Below are 19,211 nucleotides of genomic sequence, written 5' to 3' on the forward strand. Positions count from 1 at the left end.
CCCACGCTCTCCAGCGCAAGCCGCGCACACGCTTGGAAATCTATGCCTTCGACGCGCCCAAATCCGGCAAAAGTCCAGCGCTAGATCATGAACTTCTGCCAGTCTTTCGCATGAACGCGCAGTTCCGACCGTAGAATGAACGTTCCACCCGCTTGACAAACAGAACGTATCGTCATTCATTCGTCATGTTAACGAACAATTGGCGCCTGTATGTCCGACCAGCAGCTCATGGACGCTATCGATGCGGTGGCCGCTCGGCTCAGGGCCGGCGCGCCCCAGGCGTCGGTGCTGGATGGGATCGCCACTGGAGCCGACGCGCTGCGCCTGATGCGCGCCGCGGGCTGGATCGAAACGCGGGGCAGCGAGCTTGCCGTGTCCGGCCGGCGGGGTGCGGTGATCGGCCTGGACCTCGGCGGCACCAAGCTCAGAGGCGCGATCGGCAACGCCGCAGGCGAAATCCTCGCTGAATTCGACGAGCCTACCGCCAACCACGCCAAGGACAGCACGCTCGCCCAGATGGCGGACATGGTCCGCGGCCTTGCAGCGCGCGCAGGTATCGCGCTCGAGACAGTCGAGCACGTCGCCGTCGGCGTACCGGGGATCGTCGCCCCGGATGGCGGCGTCGCGCTGTCACCCAATGTCAGTTTCGACCGCAACACGCCGCTCGCCGAGACGCTCGGCAAGATGCTCGGCGTGCCGGTCAGCGTGGACAATGACGGGAACCTCTCAGCCTTCGGCGAGTATACGGCGGGCCGTGGGCGGGATCGGGGGACGCACTCCCTGGCGTTCCTCGCGCTCGGCACCGGTATCGGCATGGGCCTGATCGTCGATGGCCACTTGCTGCACGGCAACTCGGGCGGCGCCGGAGAAATCGCTCTCCTCCCCTTCGGCGCCGACCCATTTTCAGCAGCCCGCCTGCATCCTGGCGGCGCCTATGAGGCCGCGGTTGACACGGACGGTATCCGCAATGCCTACGCCAATGCCACGGGTAGCGACCTCGAGGTACGCGACATCTTCGATCGTGCCGAGCGGGGCGACGAAGCCGCATCGGCAGTCGTCGCCGACACTATCCGCAACATCGCGCTGGGTGTCGCGACGGTGATCGCTTTGCTCGACCCCGGTATTGTGGTCGTCGGCGGCGGCATCGGCGCCCGTCCAGGCCTCGCCGAGGCAATCGGTAAACTCACTGCGCAACTGGTACCGACGGCGTGCGCGGTCGTCGCAAGTGCATTGGGCGACCGGGCCGGCGTTGTCGGAGCCCTCCAGTTCGCCAGCCGCCAGGCGCGGCTCAGCCTCATCGAAGGCACTACCAGTACGACCCGGGGAGCGGCGGCATGACCATCTCGGCCCGCTATCAGCACGGCAACAACGTGATGACGGCGCGGCCGGATGGCCTGATCGATTCCGCCGAGCCGGTGCTGCTGCCGATCATGGCGCCGCGGCTGCAGGGCGATTGCGAACCGGACGGGAAGATCACCCTAGCGTTGTGGGGCGCGGGCACGCTGGGCACCGTGAGCTTCACAGCCATTTCCGGGCCCTTCGTCTACGGACCGAACCGCGTCACCGGTAGATCGGGCGGCGTGTATGTTGCGCAATCCGCCCCGGTGATGGTGATCCGGGGCGTGACAGTTGTCCGGGCGGCCCCGTCCAGACGGGCGGCCTGGTGGCATACGGTCGACCCCAAGGACGTCGCCACCCGGACAAGCCGCAAAGGCTCCCTGCGGATCACCGAGCTTGCCTGGGGCGCGTTCATCCTCGATCAGCGCGGCAACGATCTGGTGCTGAGCGTCGGCGCTTCCCGCGACGAAGCCGAGGCTGCCCTGCGGCTGACAATCGAAACCGTCGTTGCCGAAGCCGAAGCCTATGTGCGGCGTTGCGATCGCTTGCCCGAGGCCGATCCCGTACTGCGCTCGATGGTCAGCCAAGGCACGCACGCGGCCCTCTCCAGCATCCGGCAGGACGAGCGCGGGCGCTTCGCCGGCCTCGCCGCCGGACAGGCTTACAGCGCCCCTGCCCGCACGTACTACCGCGACGGCTATTGGACGCTGCAGCCGCTGTTGACGCTGGCGCCGGAAGCGGTGCGCGACCAGCTCCGCCTGCTGGCGGTCGGCGTCCAGCCCGATGGCGAGGCGCCGAGCGGCGTCATTCTCTCGGGGCAGGCACAAGCCGCCGCGTGGGACAAATTCCGTCGCGGCGACAAGGTCTATGCGGGCGAGCACCTCCGCCAGGGCGACTGGTGGAGCGACCACTTCGACAGCCCACTGTTCTTCATCCTGGCGCTAGGCGACTACGTCGCAGCGACCGGCGATATAGAGGAGGCCCGACGCCACTGGACCACCGTTCGATCCATCGTCGACCGCTATATCCGCGCCGCGGGAGCGGACGGACTCCCCAAGAAGCCCAACCACGACCGCGACTGGGCCGACAACGTCTATCGCGAAGGGTACGTCTCCTACGACATCGGCCTGTGGGTCGGAGCGCTCGACGCCGTGGTTCGGCTGGGCAAGACGGTCGATCCGGTGCTCGCCGAAACGGCGCGGTTCCAGGCCGAGCTGGCGCGGCTCAACATCGATAGTGCCCTCTGGGTGAAGGCGACCGGCAACTACGCCGATTTCGTCAACTCCGACGGCTTCGCCGAAGACCACCTGACCCTCGATTCACTGACCCTGCTGCGCTACCGCGCGGTGTCAGATGCGCAGGCGAGGACGGTGGTTGCCGATGTCGCCAAGCGCCTCGAGAGCCGCCACAACACCGAGCAGCCCTATGGCGACTGGGGCATGCTCTGCGCCTATCCCCCGTTCAAGCGGGCAAAGGACGTGCGCGCCAAATCCGCTTTCGCCTTCCGCTATCACAACGGTTCGGACTGGCCCTACCTCGACGGTCTCTACGCCGAGCAGCGCCTACGCCTCGGTCTGAAGGGCGCGCGATACGCCCTCACCCGCTGGTGGGAGGCCTGCCTCGCGAGCGGCTGGGCGGGGGCCATTGAATACTATTCGCCGCCTTTCGGGCGGGGATCGCTGCTCCAGGGCTGGAGCGGACTGCCAGCGCACATCGCTGTACAATACCGCGATGAGCTCCTGGCAGAAGGGGACGAGCCCGCGTCAATCGCTCCCGTCATGGACGGAGTAATAGGAGGACCATCATGAGCTTCATCAGGAATGCCGCATTTGCCCTAGTGGCGGCGACGGCGATCGCAACGCCGGTCGTCGCTTCAGAACTGCAGTTGGGCTGGTATGTCGACGGCGACGAGCAGGAGCAGGCGCTCCGCGGACTGCTGGACGAATACACCAAGCTGCACCCCGAAACGACTTTCGACCTGCAGATCACCCCCTACGACGGCATGTCGGAGAAGTTCCGGCAGTATGCCGCTTCGGGCATCATGCCGGACGTGTCGCTGACCTCGTCGATGGAACCGGTGGTTCGCCCGTTCCTCGTCGACTGGGCCGAAGTGAACGGCAAGGAATGGATCGACCAGTTCGTCAAGGGCTGGGCCGACGGCGCCAAGCTCGGCGACAAGGTGATCGCTGCGCCGCTCGACGTCACCGCGGTTGGCATCTTCTACAATGTCGATGCCTTCACTAAGGCCGGCATCCCGCTGCCGGCGCAGGGCGCCACCTGGGATGAGGTGCTTCCGGTGCTGAAGCAGGTCTCCGAAAAGGCCGGCGTCCGCTTCCCGCTGGTCTGGGACGTGTCGGCGCACCGCTACCTCACGTACCAGTTCCAGTACGGCAACCACATCTATTCGGAAGACGCCCCGGTCAAGGTGGCGATGGATGATGCGAGCTGGGTCACCGTGCTCAAGCAGTTCGTCAAGATCACCGAGGACTACATGCCGCCGGGGCTCTGGTCGGGTTCGAGCTCGGACAAGCCCTACGACATGTTCGTGAACCAGCAGGCCGTCGCCTATATGTCGGGTAGCTGGCAGATCGGCAGCTTCAATGACAACGCCAGCTTCAAGTGGCAGGCTGGCCCGACGCCCAAGGGCACCGTGTCGTCGTCCAACGTGGGCGGCAACTACCTCGTCGCCTTCAACACCTCCAAGCACCTCGACGAAGCCACGGCTTTCGTGACCTGGATCACCTCTCCGGACGTCCAGGCAGAATACGCCAAGATCTTCGGCCTGCTCCCGGCCAACAAGCTGGCGCCGGCCGTTGCCTATTCGAGCGAAGATGCCGCCGCGGCCGTGAAGAACTTCCAGGTGGAGCTCGACAGCTCGCCGCGCTATGCCGCGACGGACCAGGCCTGGCCTGAAATGCAGGCCGGTGTCTGGGACGCCGTCAAGAACAGCGTCACCCAGGTGGTCGCTGGCCAGGTGACCCCAGAGGAAGCCGTTGCCAGCCTCCACGCAGCAGCTGAAGCTGCCATCACGGCGGGGAAGTAACGACATGAGCACGGGCGACCTGACGCAGCTCAACAGACCGGCAATGTCGATGTCGACGAGGCTGCTTCGCCTCGCTGGCCGCACGAGCTGGCCCTACCTGCTGCTGCTGCCGACGGTCGCCTTGCTTTTCGCCTTTACGCTCTATCCGCTGGTGCAGGGCCTGTGGATGAGCCTGTTCCGGCGCGGCTTGGTGGTCGTGGAACAAGTGCCGGAATCGATCCCCGTCTTCGTGGGGTTCGACAACTACCTGCAACTGATGACCGACAAGGACTTCGTCCTGTCGCTGGTGCGCACCGTGGTCTTCGTCGTCGTCGCCGTGCCGCTGCAACTGGCGGCGGCGCTCGCGCTGGCGATGCTGCTCGCACCGCAGTCGCGGTTCAATTCGGTGGTTCGCACCATCGTGTTCTTCCCCTCGATGATCTCGGGCCTGATCATCGGCGTCATCTGGGCCTGGCTGTTCGCGCGCAATAGCGGCCTCGTCAATTATGGGCTCTCGCTCGTCGGCGTCCCGGCCGTGCCGTGGCTGGAACAGGACCAACTGGCCCAGGCAGCGGTCGTCGTGGCCTGGATTTGGGGCGGCGCCGGCTTCAACATGATGATCCTGATCGCTGGCCTGACCTCGATCCCCCGGGATCTCTACGAGGCCGCCGCGATCGACGGCACCAGCCGCTGGCGGATCTTCACCCACATCACGCTGCCGCTGCTCCAGCCCTCCGTCGTCGTTGTGGTGGTGCTGGGCGTCATCGGAGCCTTCCAAGTCTACGAGATCGTGGTCTCGCTGACGACTGGGGGACCGGGTCGCGCCACGGTGTTCCTGGTCCAGAACATCTACGAGACGGCTTTCAAGAAGCCCAATCAGGCCGGCATCGCGGCGGCCCAGTCGGGCGTGCTGTTCCTCATCCTGATGGTGCTGACCATCATCCAACTGCGCGTGGCGCGGAGACGCTGATGACCCTGCTTCGCTCACCCGGACGGATCGCCGCCTTCGCCGTCGTGCTGGTCCTGTTCATCCTGCCGCCGCTCTGGCTGCTGTTGTCGGCGCTCAAGCCGCAGGCCGAGATCTTCCAGTGGCCGCCTTCGCTGTGGCCCGAGAACTTCACGCTCGAGAACTTCCAGAAGACGGTCAGCCGGGCCAATTTCGGCACCTATTTCCTCAACTCGGCGATCGTCTCGATCAGCTCGGCTTTACTCTCGGTGACGATGAGCGTGATGGCCGGCTATGCGCTCGCCAAATTCCGCTTCAAGGGTGACACGGTCATCTTCCTCGTGATCATGTCGGCCGTGATGGTGCCACTGCAGATCGTGCTGATCCCGGTGTTCCTGGTGCTGCGCGACCTGGGGCTGCTCAACACCCTGTGGGGCCTGATCATTGCGCCGGCCGCGACGCCGACCGGCGTGTTCCTGATGCGGCAGTACATCACCGGCATTCCGGACAACCTGCTCGAGGCGGCGCGCATCGAGGGCACGCCGGAATGGCGGATCCTCTTACGCATCGTCGTGCCGCTGTGCCTTCCGGCGATCGGTACCTTGCTCGCGTTCAACCTGGTGTGGCGCTGGAACGACTACCTCTGGCCGTTCCTGATCGTCGCGAAGCAGGAGCAATGGACGGTGCAACTCGCGATCGCCAATTCCATCGGGCGGTTCTCCATCAACTGGCCGCGCCTCTTGTCGATGACCGTGCTATCGATCCTGCCGATGCTGGTGATTTTCATCGCGCTGCAGAAGACACTGATGAACGGGCTGATGTCCGGCGCCACCAAGGAATAGCTCGTCTCCATATGCGCTCGATCGCGACCTACGACCGCCTGCTCGCCGTGCTGCGCGAGCGCATCTTCACGCCGCTTGATGCCGAGGTGCCGCTGCGGTTTCGCCGCGCCGAGAACGGTGACCGGGCCCGCGCTCTGACGGAGCCTCGTGACGGCTGGACGCCGGTCGACCGCGATCTCGTTTGGGGGGAGCCCGACGGCTACTACTGGTTTGCGGGGACGGCCACGATCCCCGCCGAGGCGGCGGGGCAACGCGTGTTCTGCCGCATCGAGGCGCAGTTCGGCTCGGTGATGGGGCGATCCGACCCGCAGTGCCTGGTGCGGGTGAATGGGCAGATCGCGCAGGGGGCCGATGGAAACCACCGCGAGTTCCGGCTGGCCGATGTGGCGGTGCCGGGCGAGAGGTTCGAGATCGTCATCGAGGCGGGGACGATCGAGGACCGGCGGCAACTGGGGTTCGCGTGCCGGCTGCTGACGCATGATCCGCTGGCCGAGAAGCTCTACTTCGACCTCAAGGTACCGCTCGATGTGGCGCGGCTGCTGAAGCATGACGATGCGCGGCGGACGCGGATACTGAACCACATCGACGAAGCGCTGAAGGCGATCGACCTGCGGCCGGGGGATGCGCCGCGCTTTGCCGCGAGCCTGGGGGCCGCGGAGGTCATTGCCGATCGCATCTATGCCGACGCGGACGCGGACGCGATGCCGACCATCGTCGCGACCGGGCACACGCATATCGACGTCGCCTGGTTGTGGCGGGTGCGCGAGACGCGGCAGAAGATGGCGCGGAGCTTTGCCACGGCGCTGAGCCTGATGGACGAGTATCCGGACTACCGGTTCATGTACAATCAGGGGCTGCTGCTCGACTACCTTGAACAGGACTATCCTGAGCTGTTCGAGCGCATGCGCGGCAAGATCGACGGTGGTCAGTTCGAGATCGAGGGCGCGCTGTGGCTCGAGCCGGACGTCAACATCACCGGCGGCGAGGCGCTGGTGCGGCATATCCTCCATGGCGTGCGGTATCATTGGCAGAAGTTCGGGGTGACGCCGCGCATTGTGTGGCTGCCGGACACCTTTGGCTACAGCGCGGCCCTGCCGCAGCTGATGGCGCTCAGCGGGCTCGACATGTTCGTGACCCACAAGCTCAGCTGGAACGACACCAACCGCATGCCCTATGAGGCGTTCCACTGGCAGGGCATCGACGGCACCAGGGTGCCGGCCTATTTCCTCACGACGCAGAAATACGAATACGACGGCATCAACACGACGTACTGCCCGGACCTCGTGCCGAGCCATGTGCTGGGGACGTGGAAGCGGTTCAGCCAGAAGGAGACGCTGGACGAGCTGTTCCTCGTCTATGGCCACGGCGATGGCGGCGGCGGGCCGACAAGGGCGATGCTGGAGAATGTGCGGCGCATGGAGCGCGGCATCCCCGGCTGCCCGCGGCTCAAGCACGACAAGATGGGGCCGTTCTTCGCCCGGCTGAGCGACAAGTTCAGCGCCGATCCCTCAGCGTTCCCGACCTGGGTGGGTGAGCTCTATCTCGAGTATCACCGCGGCACGCTCACCTCGGTGGCCAAGAACAAGCGCAACAATCGGCTGGCGGAGACGACGCTGCGCGAGCTCGAGCTGCTGGCGGTGCTGGCGATGGAGCGCGACGTGCCCTACCCCACGGCCAAGCTGTGGGAGCTGTGGCAGATCGTGCTGCTGAACCAGTTCCACGACATCCTGCCCGGCTCCTCGATCGGCGCCGTGTATGAGGACAGCCACCGCGACTATGCCCGGTTCTTCGCCGAGACCGAGAGGTTGAAGCGCGAGCTGGCGGCGCCGCTCGCGGGTGAGAGCGAACATCTGCTGCTCAACCTGCTGGCGCGGCGGCGTGCGGGCTATGTGACGCTTCCCGAGGGGATGCGGAGTGTCGTCGAAAACGGAACCGCTATCCCGGCGCAGCGGATCGTGCTGGCCGACGGCTCGGCCGCCCACATAGCACCCGTCGACGCTGTGCCCCCGCTCGGCGGGCGAGCCGCCGCGCTGAGCCCCGCTACCGTCGAGCTGCCCAAGACCACCGGCCTCTCAGTGTCGCCAACCTCGCTCGAAAACGCCCGCCTTCGGGTCGAACTCGACGCGCAGGGCCGCGTTGTTTCGCTGTTCGACAAGCAGAGTGGCCGGGAGACCATTGAGGCCGGAACTGCGGCGAACGCGCTTTTCGCCCACCAGGACATCCCGGTGGATTTCGACGCCTGGGATATCGATGCCTCGTTTGAGGACAAGGTCTGGCCGGTCGACCGGCTCGTCTCCTCCGAAGTGGTCGAGACCGGCCCCTATCGCGCCGCCATCCGCCTCGAGTGGCGCTACGAGAACTCGACCATCGTCCAGATCGTGGCGCTCGAACGCGATGCCTCCCGGCTCGACGTCGACTGCTTGGTCGATTGGCACGAGCACCAGACCCTGCTCAAGGCTACCTTCCCGCTCGCCGTGCGAACCGACAGCGTCGCCGCCGAAATCCAGTTCGGGCACGTGACCCGCCCCACGCATCGCAACACCAGCTGGGACGTCGCCCGCTTCGAGACCAGCATGCAGCGCTGGGTGGATATGTCGGAGCCCGGCTTCGGCGTCGCACTCCTCAACGACTGCAAGTACGGCTACGACGCCAAGGGCAACGTGGTGAGGCTGACGCTGGTGAAGTCGCCGGTCTTCCCGTGGCCCGATGCCGACCAGGGCCTCCACCGCTTCCGCTACGCCCTATTCGTCCACGACGGCGACCGCGGCGCAGTCCACGATGAGGCCGAGGCCTTCAACCTGCCGCTGCAACTGATCGCAGGAGCCGCCGCGGGACCATCGCGGGATTCGGTCAGTCTGTTCGAAGTCCTAGGCGACGGGGTCTCTGTCGAAGCGGTGAAGAAAGCCGAGGACGGCGATGCGTTGGTGGTCCGGTTGTGCGAAACGCGCGGCCGCAGGCAAACCGTGACCCTCGACTTCGGCGCCACCGGTCGAAAGGTTCGCGAGGCGAACCTGCTTGAAGCGCCCGGCGCGCAGCTGGCGGACAACCTCCACACGCTGTCGCTCACCTTCGCACCTTTCGAGATTCGCACGCTGCTGCTCGGCTAGCGGTGGAACTGGAGCACGGCACGCCACCTACTGCCTGAAGCTGTGGTCCAGCGATGCCGTGATCGGGGCAACGAGGTAGTCGAACAAGGTCTGCTCGTCGCCCATCAGCATGATTTCGGCCGGCATGCCGGGGAGCATCTTGATGCCCGCGCCCAAGGCCTCGAGGCTGGCGCGATCGACTTCGACCTTGGCGAGGAAGTACGAGCCGCCGGACCGTTCATCGATCAGGCTATCGGCGGAGATCGAACGCAGCACGCCGTGAATCTGGGGCAGATTGCGCTGCCGGTAGGCAGTCAGGACCACGCGCGCCGACATGCCGGGATGGACCGCGTCAATATCGATGGGCCGAAGCCGCGCGTCGATCACGAGCTTGGAGCCTTCGGGCACGATTTCGAGGATCGGCTCGCCCGATTTGACGACGCCGGACACCGTCGTGACCCGCACATGCATGACCGTGCCCGATATCGGAGCGACGATGACGGTTCGCGCCAGGATGTCCTCGCGGGAGGCAAGCTGGCTCGAGAGCTCCGCCAGTTCGCCGCGGACCGTGCTGAGGTCTTCGCTGGCCTTTTCGACAATGTCGTCACGCAGCGCCAGGAGCTGCATCTGGGTTTCGCCGATGAGCTGCCGGTTCTGGGCGATCGCCGCACGGTTGGCGGCGCGCTGAGCTTCGACATTGGCCGCTTCCCGCTGCAACTCGAGCAGGCGGGGCAAGCGCTCGAGGCCCTTGTCGTAAAGCTTCTTTACGCTCTGGGCCTCCTGCTCCAGCAAGCTGATCTGCTCTTCTTCGGCGGCGATCATTTCGGTGAGCCCGGCGATCTGCTCGTCGACCTGCTTGGTGCGCTGGCCGAGGATTTGCTCGCGGCCGGTCTGGGAGGTGCGACGGCTCAGGAACAGGGCTTTCTGGTCGTCGATGGCCCGCGCGTAATCGGCCTCGGGCATGGCGAGGAGTTCGGGCGGAACGACGATAGCCTCGCGCCCCAGCGTCTCGGCGAGAAGGCGCGCCTCCAGCGCGCGCAGGTCGATATATCTGGCCCTTAGTTCCTGTCGGCGTGCCAGGGCCTGCGTATCGTCGAGGGTCACCAGTGGATCGCCGGCGTTGACGATGTCGCCTTCCCTGACGTGGATGGTGCGGACGATCCCGCCTTCGAGGTGCTGGATGGTCTTTCGGTAGCCGTCGGGACTGACCACGCCGGGGGCGATGGCCGCGCTGGCGAGACGGGCGCCATAGGCCCAGGTGCCGAACCCGCCGATCAGCGCCACGGCCGCGATGTAGCCGAGGAGCCGGGGACCACGCGTCACGCGGGCCAGCTCGACCCGAGGCTTGGGTCGGCGGTGGCGGGTGCCGAGCATCAGGAGCAGCAAGCCGAGGACGCCGAGCGTCACTCCTGCGGTGGCGACGCCCTCGGGGGAGAGGCCCAGGTCCCGCACGGCTGCCCAGCTCTGGTCGATGAAGGGCACGGCCTGGCGCTGCCACCATTCGAGGGTCAGCTGCCAGATCCTGGTTGGACTTTCAAACATTGCAGCACCTCCTACGGAGAGGCTTGAGGCAGCTTCCGCGTCGGCTCGGTGAGCCGCCGCGCACCTTCAGCCTCGGCGGGAACGGCGGCGGGCCGCAGCACCTCATCGCGATCGGCGAAGCGGACGACGCTGCCATTGCGCATGATGAGGATCCGGTCGACGGCCTGCAGGTCGACCGGCCGGTGGGTGACAATCACCACCGTGCGACGTCGGCGCTTCAGCTCGGCCAGCGCCTTGGTCAGCGCGAGGTCGCCGTCGCTGTCGAGGTTGGAATTGGGCTCGTCGAGCACCAGCACGGCAGGATCGCCGTAGACGGCGCGGGCAAGTGCGATGCGTTGGCGCTGGCCCTGCGAAATCCGGCTGCCCTGCGTCCCGATATCGGTCTCGTAGCCGCCCGGCAGCCCCAGGATCAACTGGTGCACGCCGGCCAACTGTGCCGCCTCGACCAGCTTGTCGCTATCGAGCAGATGGAAGCGGGCGATGTTCTGGCCGATGGTGCCTGGGAACAGCTCGACCTGCTGCGGCAGGTAGCCGATGTGGCGGCCCAGGTCGTCCGAGTTCCAGCCGAACACATCCGCGCCGTCGATGCGGACATGACCGTAGCTCGGCCGTGCCGCGCCGACCAGCAGGCGGCAGAGCGTCGATTTGCCGGCGCCGGACGGGCCGACAATGGCGCAACTGGTGCCCGGCTCGAGGGTGAAGTTGATGTTGTTGAGGATTGGCTCGTGCCGCAACTGCGCTGCCGCATAGCTCACCGTCTCGACGGCGAGGCGGCCGAGCGGCCGGGGCAGTTGAACCGCCTCGAGGTCTCCGGCCGATCCTTCGAACAACGCCTTGAGGTTGCGATGCGCGGTCAAGGCGGCGAGCAACCGGCGCCAGGCGCTGATCGAGCGCTCGATCGGCGAGAGGGCTCGGGCGAGGACGATCGAGGCGGCGATCATGGCGCCACCGGTCAGCTGTCCCTGGATCACATAGTAGGCGCCGGTGCCGAGGATCAGCACCTGCAGCGACATGCGAATGGCGCGCGAGATGCTGACCACTGTCGCGGTGCCCTCAGCCAGATGCTGCTGGCGATCGCTGGCGGCGGCCTCGCGCTCCTGCCAGCGTTCGATGATCGGCTGGGCCATGCCGAGCGGCCCGAGCGTCTCGCCGCCGTCGATATAGCGGAGCGCGGCGTCGTGGTTGGCGCGCAGCTCGGCGGTGGTACGCTTCTGCGCCGGCCGCGTGGCGATGTCGTTGCCGACGGCGAGGCCGAACAGCACCAGCGCGCCGCCGATGGCGATGAGGCCCAGTGCCGGATGGAGCTGCCAGATGAAGGCAATGAAGATAAGCGCCCAAGGCGTGTCGAGCAGCGCCAGCGGTCCATCGCCCTCTAAGAAGGAGCGGAGGTCCGTGACGTCGCGTGGTCCCGCTTCGAGCCCGGCGCCGGCGAGGCGCGCCTCCATCGCCCGGCGGATCACCGCGCCGGACAGCTCGAGATTGATCCAGGCCCCGGTGCGAGTGAGCATCAGCCGCCGCGCATGTTCTATGAGGCCGTAGACAATGATGGCCCCGAGGGTGCCGAGCGTCAGCCAGATCAGGGTATCGAGCGAGTCCGTCGACAGCACCCGGTCATAGACCTGGAGCATGTAGAAGACGGTGACGAGAAGCAGGAGATTGGCGAGGCAACTGAAGAGGATGAGCGCGGGAAGCTGGCGCCTCACCCGCTCGATGATGGTCTGATAGAGGGTCTTGTGCATCGTACAACCGCCTTGGCAGGACTCTTGCCGCAAAAGGCGCCGGCCGGATTACGTCCCGGCCGGCGAGGCTTGGTTGTCGTCAGACTATGACGTTGCCGTCGTGGTCGCCGTCGATGCCGATGGTGAAATCGTCCACCGCGGTATCGCCGTTGGTGTCGAAGTCCTCGATCGTGACTTCGAAGTTGAGTTCCGCATCAGGAACGGTCGTCGACTCGGAGATGGCGAACTTGCCAACGTCGAACTTGCCCGCCGTTGCCTCGATCAAGGCCCGGTTGTGGAAATCGTCCGTCGTCCACTCGACCGTGTAGCCATTCTTGAGGCCAGTCACGGTCACGGTCGCGGTACCCAGGCCAGAAACATCGATGCCCATCACGGCCGGATCGGCATCCGCGTCGAACACGACGGGGTTGGCCTGGCCCGGCACGAAGACGCGGACCAGGACGATGTCAGGCGAAGGACCACCGCTCGTGGGATCGCTCAGCAGGTCGCGGCCCTGGTCGGGATCACCCAGCCATGTCGTGATCTTCATCCCGGCCAGGACCTTGGGGCCGGCCTGGGTCTGCGAGACTGTGATCGATGCGGTGTGCACGTCCACGGTGCCACCCGTGTACTGGACGTTGTCCGCATCGTCCGCCTCGGTCGAGGTCAGGCCTCCCGGTGCGCCGGAGAGGTAGTTGGCCACCGGATCGTCCACGTAGACGAAGTACGCGGCTTCCTTGGCGTCGAACATCTGGTTGTTCACACCGATGGTCGCTCCGGTACCGCCCTGCGACGTGTGGATCACATCGCTCTTGTTGGTGTAGTTGCCGTCGGAGTTAAAGACCGGAGTCTTGCCGAACACGATGATCGCCGGATCGGTCGCGGATTCGCCTACGACACCAAAGAGGTTGGCGCCGGAAGGCAGGTTGTCGAAGTCGAAGTCGATGTTGACCACGTTCGGGTCGTGCAACACGTCGAAGACATAGTTCCAGTTGGCGGGGTCGGTATCGCTGTCATCCAGAGCCAGCTGGAAGTATGCGGTGTCCCCGGCGTCACCGATGGTCCCGTTGCCGTTCGTGTTCTCGTAGTAGACGACCGTCTGGTCGTCCTCCTGCACGCCGACCACCGTGGTGAAACCGAGATCGAAGCTCGCGGTGAAATTGGTGATCTTGACGCTCGCGCCGTCATTACCGGGCACGGCGCCGAGCAGGTTGCTGACGGAGCTGCCGAGGGAGAAATCGACGGTGTCGCTGCTGATATCGCCGATAGCCGGACCGTCGTCCTCGAAGCTGAAGGTGTCACCGATGCCGACTGCGTGGTCGTCGGTGTCGCCGTCATCATCGGTGGCCGTGGCGGTCAGCGTGATGAGGTCGGCGGAAGCGAGCTTGGAGGGCTCGCCGACTCCGTCCTCCTCAGGGTCGTCCGGGTCGTCGTGGGCGACTGCACGGCTCTGGTCGAGAGTGACCTCGCCGGTGTTGAGGTCGACAGAGATACGGAACACCTCGAGGCCGTCGGTTGCGGTGGTGCCGACTACGTCGCCGCTATCCTCGTGGAGAAGGACTGCGTCGCCGGTCACCGAGTCGACGAGACCACTGTCATCGCCGTCCCCGCTGATGCCCAGCGCGTAGGTGACGGCGTCCTCGTCGACAGTGCCGTCGTTGTCGCTGTCCTTGCCGCCGTCAGTGCCGAAATCGACATCGAAGAGGTTGGCATAGCCTAGGGAGTTGTCGGTGGCGAAGTCGCTGTCATCGACTGTAAGGGCAGGAGTGCCTTGGCCGGCACCAACGGAGGGGCCGTCATCCTCGAACACGATCCGGTCGCCGACCGGCACGTGGCTGCTGGTGCCTTCGGTGATCGTAAAGCCGCCGATGTCGAACTTGCCGGCGGTACCTTCGATTTTGACGCGGTTGTGATCGGTGTTGGTTACGAACTCGATGGCGTAGCCATCATCGACGCCGGTGAGCGTGACCGTGGGCGTGCCCAGGCCCGAAACGTCAAAGCCGCTTACGGCAGGATCGGAGTCACTGTCGAATGATGTGGTGACGCCGGCGATGGTGACGTTGACCATGATGATGTTCGGCGAAGTGGCGCCATCCGTCGGACCGGTCAGCAGATCGCGCGCCGTGTCGGCGGCGCCGAGATAGGTCGTGAGCTTCATGCTGCCAGTGGTGTTGCCCTGGATCTGGGCAATCGTGAACTTGGCCGACTTCACGTCCAGGGTGCCGCCGGTATAGAGGGCGTTGTCGGCATCATCGGCCTCGGTTCCGGTGAGGCCGTTGGGCTCCCAGCCCGACAGATAATCCGCGTTGACGTCGTTGACGTAAGCGAAGAACGCCGCGTCCCCGGGATTGAACATCTGGTTGTTCATGCCGATGGTGGCATGGGGGCCGGCCTGCGACATGAACATCATGTCGCTGGTGTTGGTCGGCGCTCCGGTGCCCTTCAGATGAATATCGGCGCCGAAAATGATGATCGCCGGACCGTCGGGGGATGGCCCCAGGGTCGCAAACAGGTTGCTGCTGGATGGCAGGTCGTCGAAATCGAAGTCGATCGTGCCGCTGCCGGCTACGTCAAGCAACCCGGATAGATCGACCGGATCATCGTGGTTGCCGTTATCCGGGTTGGTGATGGCCTCGAACTGGACCGTCGAGATCGTTCCGTCCGACTCGAGGTAGCCGGCGAGCACGATGTCGCCGTTCTCGTCGACGCCGAGGAACATGAAGGCGCCGAGGCCGGAGGCAACGTCGGCGAAGAGGTAGATCGCCTCGCCATCGACGGTGGTAAAGCTTGCCAGGACGCCGGTGGTGGGGTCGGTCGGTGCGCCGGCATCGTAGGCCAGCAACGGGTCGCCATTGCTCATGACGAACCCTGTCAGGGTCGAGCCGTCGGTGAGTGAAATGAAGTCGTTCCGCGCCGCGCCGTTGGCCTGGGCAAATGCGTTGCTCAGGTTGAGCTGGCCGGCATCGAAGAGGCGCGTGGAAAAGGCTGCCGGCAGGTCGGTGTATACAATGTCGCTGTCGTTATTGTCCTCATTGGCTACTGGTGTTCCGCTGTTTTGTAGCCCGGACGACTCGTCGAGTGTGACGTATTGGTCGTCTGTAAGAACGATTGCCATGATGACTGCTCCCTAAAGCGTTAGTGTGATTGCTCCCCGTTCCTGTGTTGACGCTTGGTAGTCGATGCGAGACATTGGGTATTCAACAGCCACCACCAAATAAAACATCGCCCGGCGCCGATATCATCGGCACCGGAACTACACTTACGTTGTGGCCTCTGGATTGTTTCGGAATACATCCGGCGTAGATCGGATGGTGCGGCCGGGAGATGTGGTCTCGCGTCTTGTGCTCGTTCCGCGATGCGGGCGCAGACGCTCTCTCGGTATTCTTGGTTCACGCCGGAATACACGTACCTGTGTCAGATATACGAAAAATTAACCACGATTGCAATGGTGGCCGCATTTGGGCAGCCGCTTGGGTCGCGCGGCGGCTGGGAGCGGGGCTGGTTCGGCGGCCGGTGAGACCCGGGCCCGGGGCTGCGGATCGGTAAGGCGTCAGGGCGCTATTCAAGCCCGCCCGCACACTCCTACCCCTTCACCGCGCCTGCAGTCATGCCCGCGATGATCTGCCGGTTGAAGAACAGGAAGACGACGAGCGGCGGAATGGTGATCAAGAGGATGTTGGTGAAGAGCAGGTTGTAGGACGTCTCGAACTGGCTCTGGAAGTTGTAGAGGGTCAGCTGCACCGTCGCGAACTGGTTACCCGGCAGGTAGTAGAGCGGATTGGTGAAGTCGTTGAAGATGGTGACGGTCTGCACCACGATGATCGTCACAGTCACCGGCCAGAGCAGCGGCAGGATCACCCGGAAGAAGACATCGAGCGGCCGCGCGCCGTCGATGATGGCAGCCTCATCGAGTTCGCGCGGGATCGTGGCGATGAAGGCTTTGTAGAGCAGCACACAGAACGAAAGGTGATAGGCGACCTCGATCAGGATGAGCCCGTGCAGCTTGCCGAACAGGCCCAGCCCCTGAAGCACCCAGATGGTGGGGACGACCGCCGGCGGGATCATCAGGCCGGCAAGGATGAGGAACTCCACCAGCTTGTTGAAGCGGCTCCTCCTGCGGGAAAGCACAAAGCCGACCATGGCCGAGAAGATCACCAGCAGCGTCACGCCGGCGACCGTCAGGATCGTCGAGTTGAGGAAGGCGGTGATGAGCATCCAGTTACGCGTCGACGCGACCTCGACAATGTTCGCCCACAGGTTGTTCACCTGAGGCCAGGAGAAATCGAGAAGCGACGATTGCTGCTGGCCCTTGAAGGCCATCAGCACGATGAAGGCGAAGGGCACCAGGAACACCGCCGTCGTCACGATGATGGCGAGGACGCCGAGCCAATATTCCTTGATCAGCTTCATTCGTGGCCCTCCCGCCGGTTGAAGTATGCCGTCAGCGGGACGACCAGCAGTACGATGAACAGGAACAGGACCACGTTGCCCGCGGTGGAGAGCCCGTAGAAGCCCGACTGGTACTGTTTGTAGATGACCGAGGCGATGACGTCGGACGAAAAGCCCGGACCGCCTCGTGTCATCGTCCACACCAGCTCGAAGGTTCTGAGCCCGCCGATGAGGCTGAGCGTGACGATCGTCACTGTGGCCGGGCGGCAGAGCGGCAGCGTCACGTAGAGGAAGTTCTGGAGCTTCGACGCCCCGTCGATGCGGGCGGCCTCGAAGTAGTCCTTGGGGATCGAGACGATCCCCGCGATGTAGATCACGGTCGCCATGCCGACGCCCTTCCACACATCGACCAACGCGACGGAGATGAGCGCCAGGCGGGGATTGGTCAGCCAGTCGGGGCCCACGATGCCGATCGCCGCCAGGGCTTGGTTGATGGCGCCCTCAGTGGGGTGCATGAGCACGGTGAAGGTGATGCCGACGCCCACCGTCGACACGACCACCGGAAAGAAGATCACTGCCCGCAGATAGCCCCTGGCGATGATCTGCGAGGTCAGCAGCACCGCACAGCCGAGGCCGAGTACGACCTTCAGGCTGGCGCTGACCGCCGCGAAGACCAGCGTGTTGACGAGGCCCTGCAGCAGGAAGGGCTCGCGCAGGAACTGCGCGAAGTTGTCGAGACCGATGAAGGTGGCGTCGAACAGTGACCACCGCATCAGGCTGAAATAGAAGGACGAGGCGGTCGGCAGCAGGAACAGGATCACGTAGATCGCCGCCGCGGGCGCATAGAACCAATAGGGGTACAGCCCACCGGACTTGAATCGCCGCCTGGGCGTCGAACGTTGCGCCGCAAGGCCTGTCATCGACAAATCACTCATCGTCCACCAACTGCTTCACAAGGAGCAGCTCCGGACGGGTCCGGAGCTGCTGTCAGGCGGGATGATCACCAGCCGGCGAGACCGAGCTGCTGAGCCTGCTTACGGACGTCTTCGTCGTAGAGCTTGGCCCCCTCTTCGGCCGTCATGATGCCGGAGCCGACCGAGACAGTGATCTGCTCGAGCGCCGGCCCCTTGATGGGCGAGAGGAACTCGAGGGCCGGGGAGTTGTTGCCGCTGTCCCAGAACGGAAGCATGTCGGAGACGGCCGGCGCCGCGCCCTCGAGCACGCAGCCCTTGACCAGGAAGGGACCAGTGCCGCCGCCGGTGTTCTTGAGAATCTCGCAGCCTTCGGGGCTGACAACGAAGGCCAGGAATTTCTTGGCAGCATCGAGATTGGGCGTGTTCTTCGACACATAGAGCGCCTGCGGCATCCACGCTGTAAGGCCGTTGTGCGAGGCATCATCGCTCGGCACGGGGAAGTAGCCGACGTCCTTCAACTGATCCGGATAGGTCGCTCCCATGGCACGCAGCGCACCGCTGATGATCGGGTAGTGCGCTCCCTCTCCAGTCGCCAGCATGCGGATGCCATCCTGGTAACCGGCCGAGGCGAAGTCCTTGTTGAACAGGCCGGCCTTGAAGACCTGCTGCAGCTTCTGGAAGCTGCGCAGCGCTGCCGGGTCCGTCGCGAACTTTGCCTTGCCCTCAGTGTAGAGTGTGGCGAAATCCGGCTCGGCAGCCTGGACGTTGTAGAAGTCGGCGAGGATCAGGATCTGGCTGGTCCAGCTGTCCTTGTAGGTCTGGATGATCGGGGCGACCTTGCCGTCCTTGAGGATCGCCTCATTGTTCGCGATGAACTCGTCCCAGGTCTTGGGAACCGACAGGCCAAGACGCTCATAGATCGGCTTGTTGTAGAGGATGCCGCCAGCCGAGGCCGTGCTGAACGGCGCTCCCACGATGGCGCCCTCCGGCGTCGAGACAACGCGCTTGAACGTCTCCTGCACATCGGCCTGCCAGGGCTCGTTGCTGAGATCGGCCATGAACTGCCCGGGATTGAGCGCCCTCAGCAGCGAGCCCGAGTTGTAGGTGAACAGGTCGGTGATCGTGCCGGTCGCGAGGCGGGTCTTCACCAGGTTACCCCCTTCCTCGCCGCCTGGCCTCGTTTCGATCTCGACATTGACGTCGGGGTTCGCGGCTTCAAAGCCGGCCACCAAGGCCTCGAACCTCGTCAGCACCTCGGGTGAGTTGTCGACGAGCAGCGATACGGTCACCTGCTGCGCGTGCGCACCTCCCGCGATCAGCGTCATCGCCAACAAACTGGCGCCTGCCAGCATGTTGCGGATCAGTGGTCTAGCCATTCAATTCCTCCGTTGTCTCCTCGCGCCCCCGTTCGGCC

At 64.9% G+C, this 19,211-nt stretch carries 12 protein-coding genes; 6 read left to right on the top strand and 6 right to left on the bottom strand.

Annotated features, from left to right (window positions below; translation table 11 throughout):
- Nucleotides 1-210: 210 nt before the first annotated feature.
- The 6 genes from AC1DYL_RS07165 to AC1DYL_RS07190 are packed head-to-tail and all read left to right on the top strand — an operon-like array spanning nt 211 to nt 9,255.
- Complete coding sequence (locus tag AC1DYL_RS07165; protein ID WP_477172591.1) at nt 211-1,338, top strand: ROK family protein; 1,128 nt, start codon at nt 211-213, stop codon at nt 1,336-1,338.
- Nucleotides 1,335-3,146 carry an amylo-alpha-1,6-glucosidase gene (locus AC1DYL_RS07170; RefSeq protein ID WP_477172592.1) on the top strand — a complete coding sequence of 604 codons (1,812 nt, stop codon included), beginning with the start codon at nt 1,335-1,337 and terminating at the stop codon, nt 3,144-3,146. Before AC1DYL_RS07165 ends, AC1DYL_RS07170 begins: the two co-directional genes overlap by 4 nt.
- Complete coding sequence (locus AC1DYL_RS07175) at nt 3,143-4,381, top strand: ABC transporter substrate-binding protein (protein ID WP_477172593.1); 1,239 nt, start codon at nt 3,143-3,145, stop codon at nt 4,379-4,381. Before AC1DYL_RS07170 ends, AC1DYL_RS07175 begins: the two co-directional genes overlap by 4 nt.
- A gap of 4 nt (nt 4,382-4,385) precedes the next feature.
- Nucleotides 4,386-5,330 carry a carbohydrate ABC transporter permease gene (locus AC1DYL_RS07180; protein WP_477150887.1) on the top strand — a complete coding sequence of 315 codons (945 nt, stop codon included), beginning with the start codon at nt 4,386-4,388 and terminating at the stop codon, nt 5,328-5,330.
- Nucleotides 5,330-6,148: a carbohydrate ABC transporter permease gene (locus tag AC1DYL_RS07185; RefSeq protein WP_477150886.1), complete on the top strand. Its 819-nt coding sequence runs from the start codon at nt 5,330-5,332 to the stop codon at nt 6,146-6,148. Before AC1DYL_RS07180 ends, AC1DYL_RS07185 begins: the two co-directional genes overlap by 1 nt.
- Before the next feature lie 11 nt (nt 6,149-6,159).
- On the top strand, nt 6,160-9,255 hold the full coding sequence (locus AC1DYL_RS07190) for an alpha-mannosidase (RefSeq protein WP_477172594.1): 3,096 nt from the start codon (nt 6,160-6,162) through the stop codon (nt 9,253-9,255).
- 27 nt (nt 9,256-9,282) lie between these two features.
- Here the strand turns inward: AC1DYL_RS07190 and AC1DYL_RS07195 are convergent, their stop codons facing one another.
- The 6 genes from AC1DYL_RS07195 to AC1DYL_RS07220 form a co-directional block, all read right to left on the bottom strand.
- The gene (locus tag AC1DYL_RS07195; protein WP_477172595.1) at nt 9,283-10,776 is read right to left on the bottom strand and encodes an HlyD family type I secretion periplasmic adaptor subunit; all 1,494 of its coding nucleotides are present in this window, start codon (nt 10,774-10,776) and stop codon (nt 9,283-9,285) included.
- 11 nt (nt 10,777-10,787) lie between these two features.
- On the bottom strand, nt 10,788-12,515 hold the full coding sequence (locus AC1DYL_RS07200) for a type I secretion system permease/ATPase (protein ID WP_477172596.1): 1,728 nt from the start codon (nt 12,513-12,515) through the stop codon (nt 10,788-10,790).
- Nucleotides 12,516-12,594: 79 nt separating this feature from the next.
- Nucleotides 12,595-15,609, bottom strand: a complete 3,015-nt coding sequence (locus tag AC1DYL_RS07205) for a DUF5801 repeats-in-toxin domain-containing protein (RefSeq protein ID WP_477172597.1) — start codon at nt 15,607-15,609, stop codon at nt 12,595-12,597.
- Nucleotides 15,610-16,076: 467 nt separating this feature from the next.
- The gene (locus AC1DYL_RS07210; protein ID WP_477172598.1) at nt 16,077-16,904 is read right to left on the bottom strand and encodes a carbohydrate ABC transporter permease; all 828 of its coding nucleotides are present in this window, start codon (nt 16,902-16,904) and stop codon (nt 16,077-16,079) included.
- Nucleotides 16,901-17,803: a carbohydrate ABC transporter permease gene (locus tag AC1DYL_RS07215; RefSeq protein WP_477150880.1), complete on the bottom strand. Its 903-nt coding sequence runs from the start codon at nt 17,801-17,803 to the stop codon at nt 16,901-16,903. The genes AC1DYL_RS07210 and AC1DYL_RS07215 overlap by 4 nt, the downstream gene beginning before the upstream one ends.
- Nucleotides 17,804-17,883: 80 nt before the next feature.
- On the bottom strand, nt 17,884-19,173 hold the full coding sequence (locus AC1DYL_RS07220; RefSeq protein WP_477172599.1) for an ABC transporter substrate-binding protein: 1,290 nt from the start codon (nt 19,171-19,173) through the stop codon (nt 17,884-17,886).
- Nucleotides 19,174-19,211: the final 38 nt, after the last annotated feature.

Source organism: Devosia sp. P1_H9 (assembly GCF_056405135.1).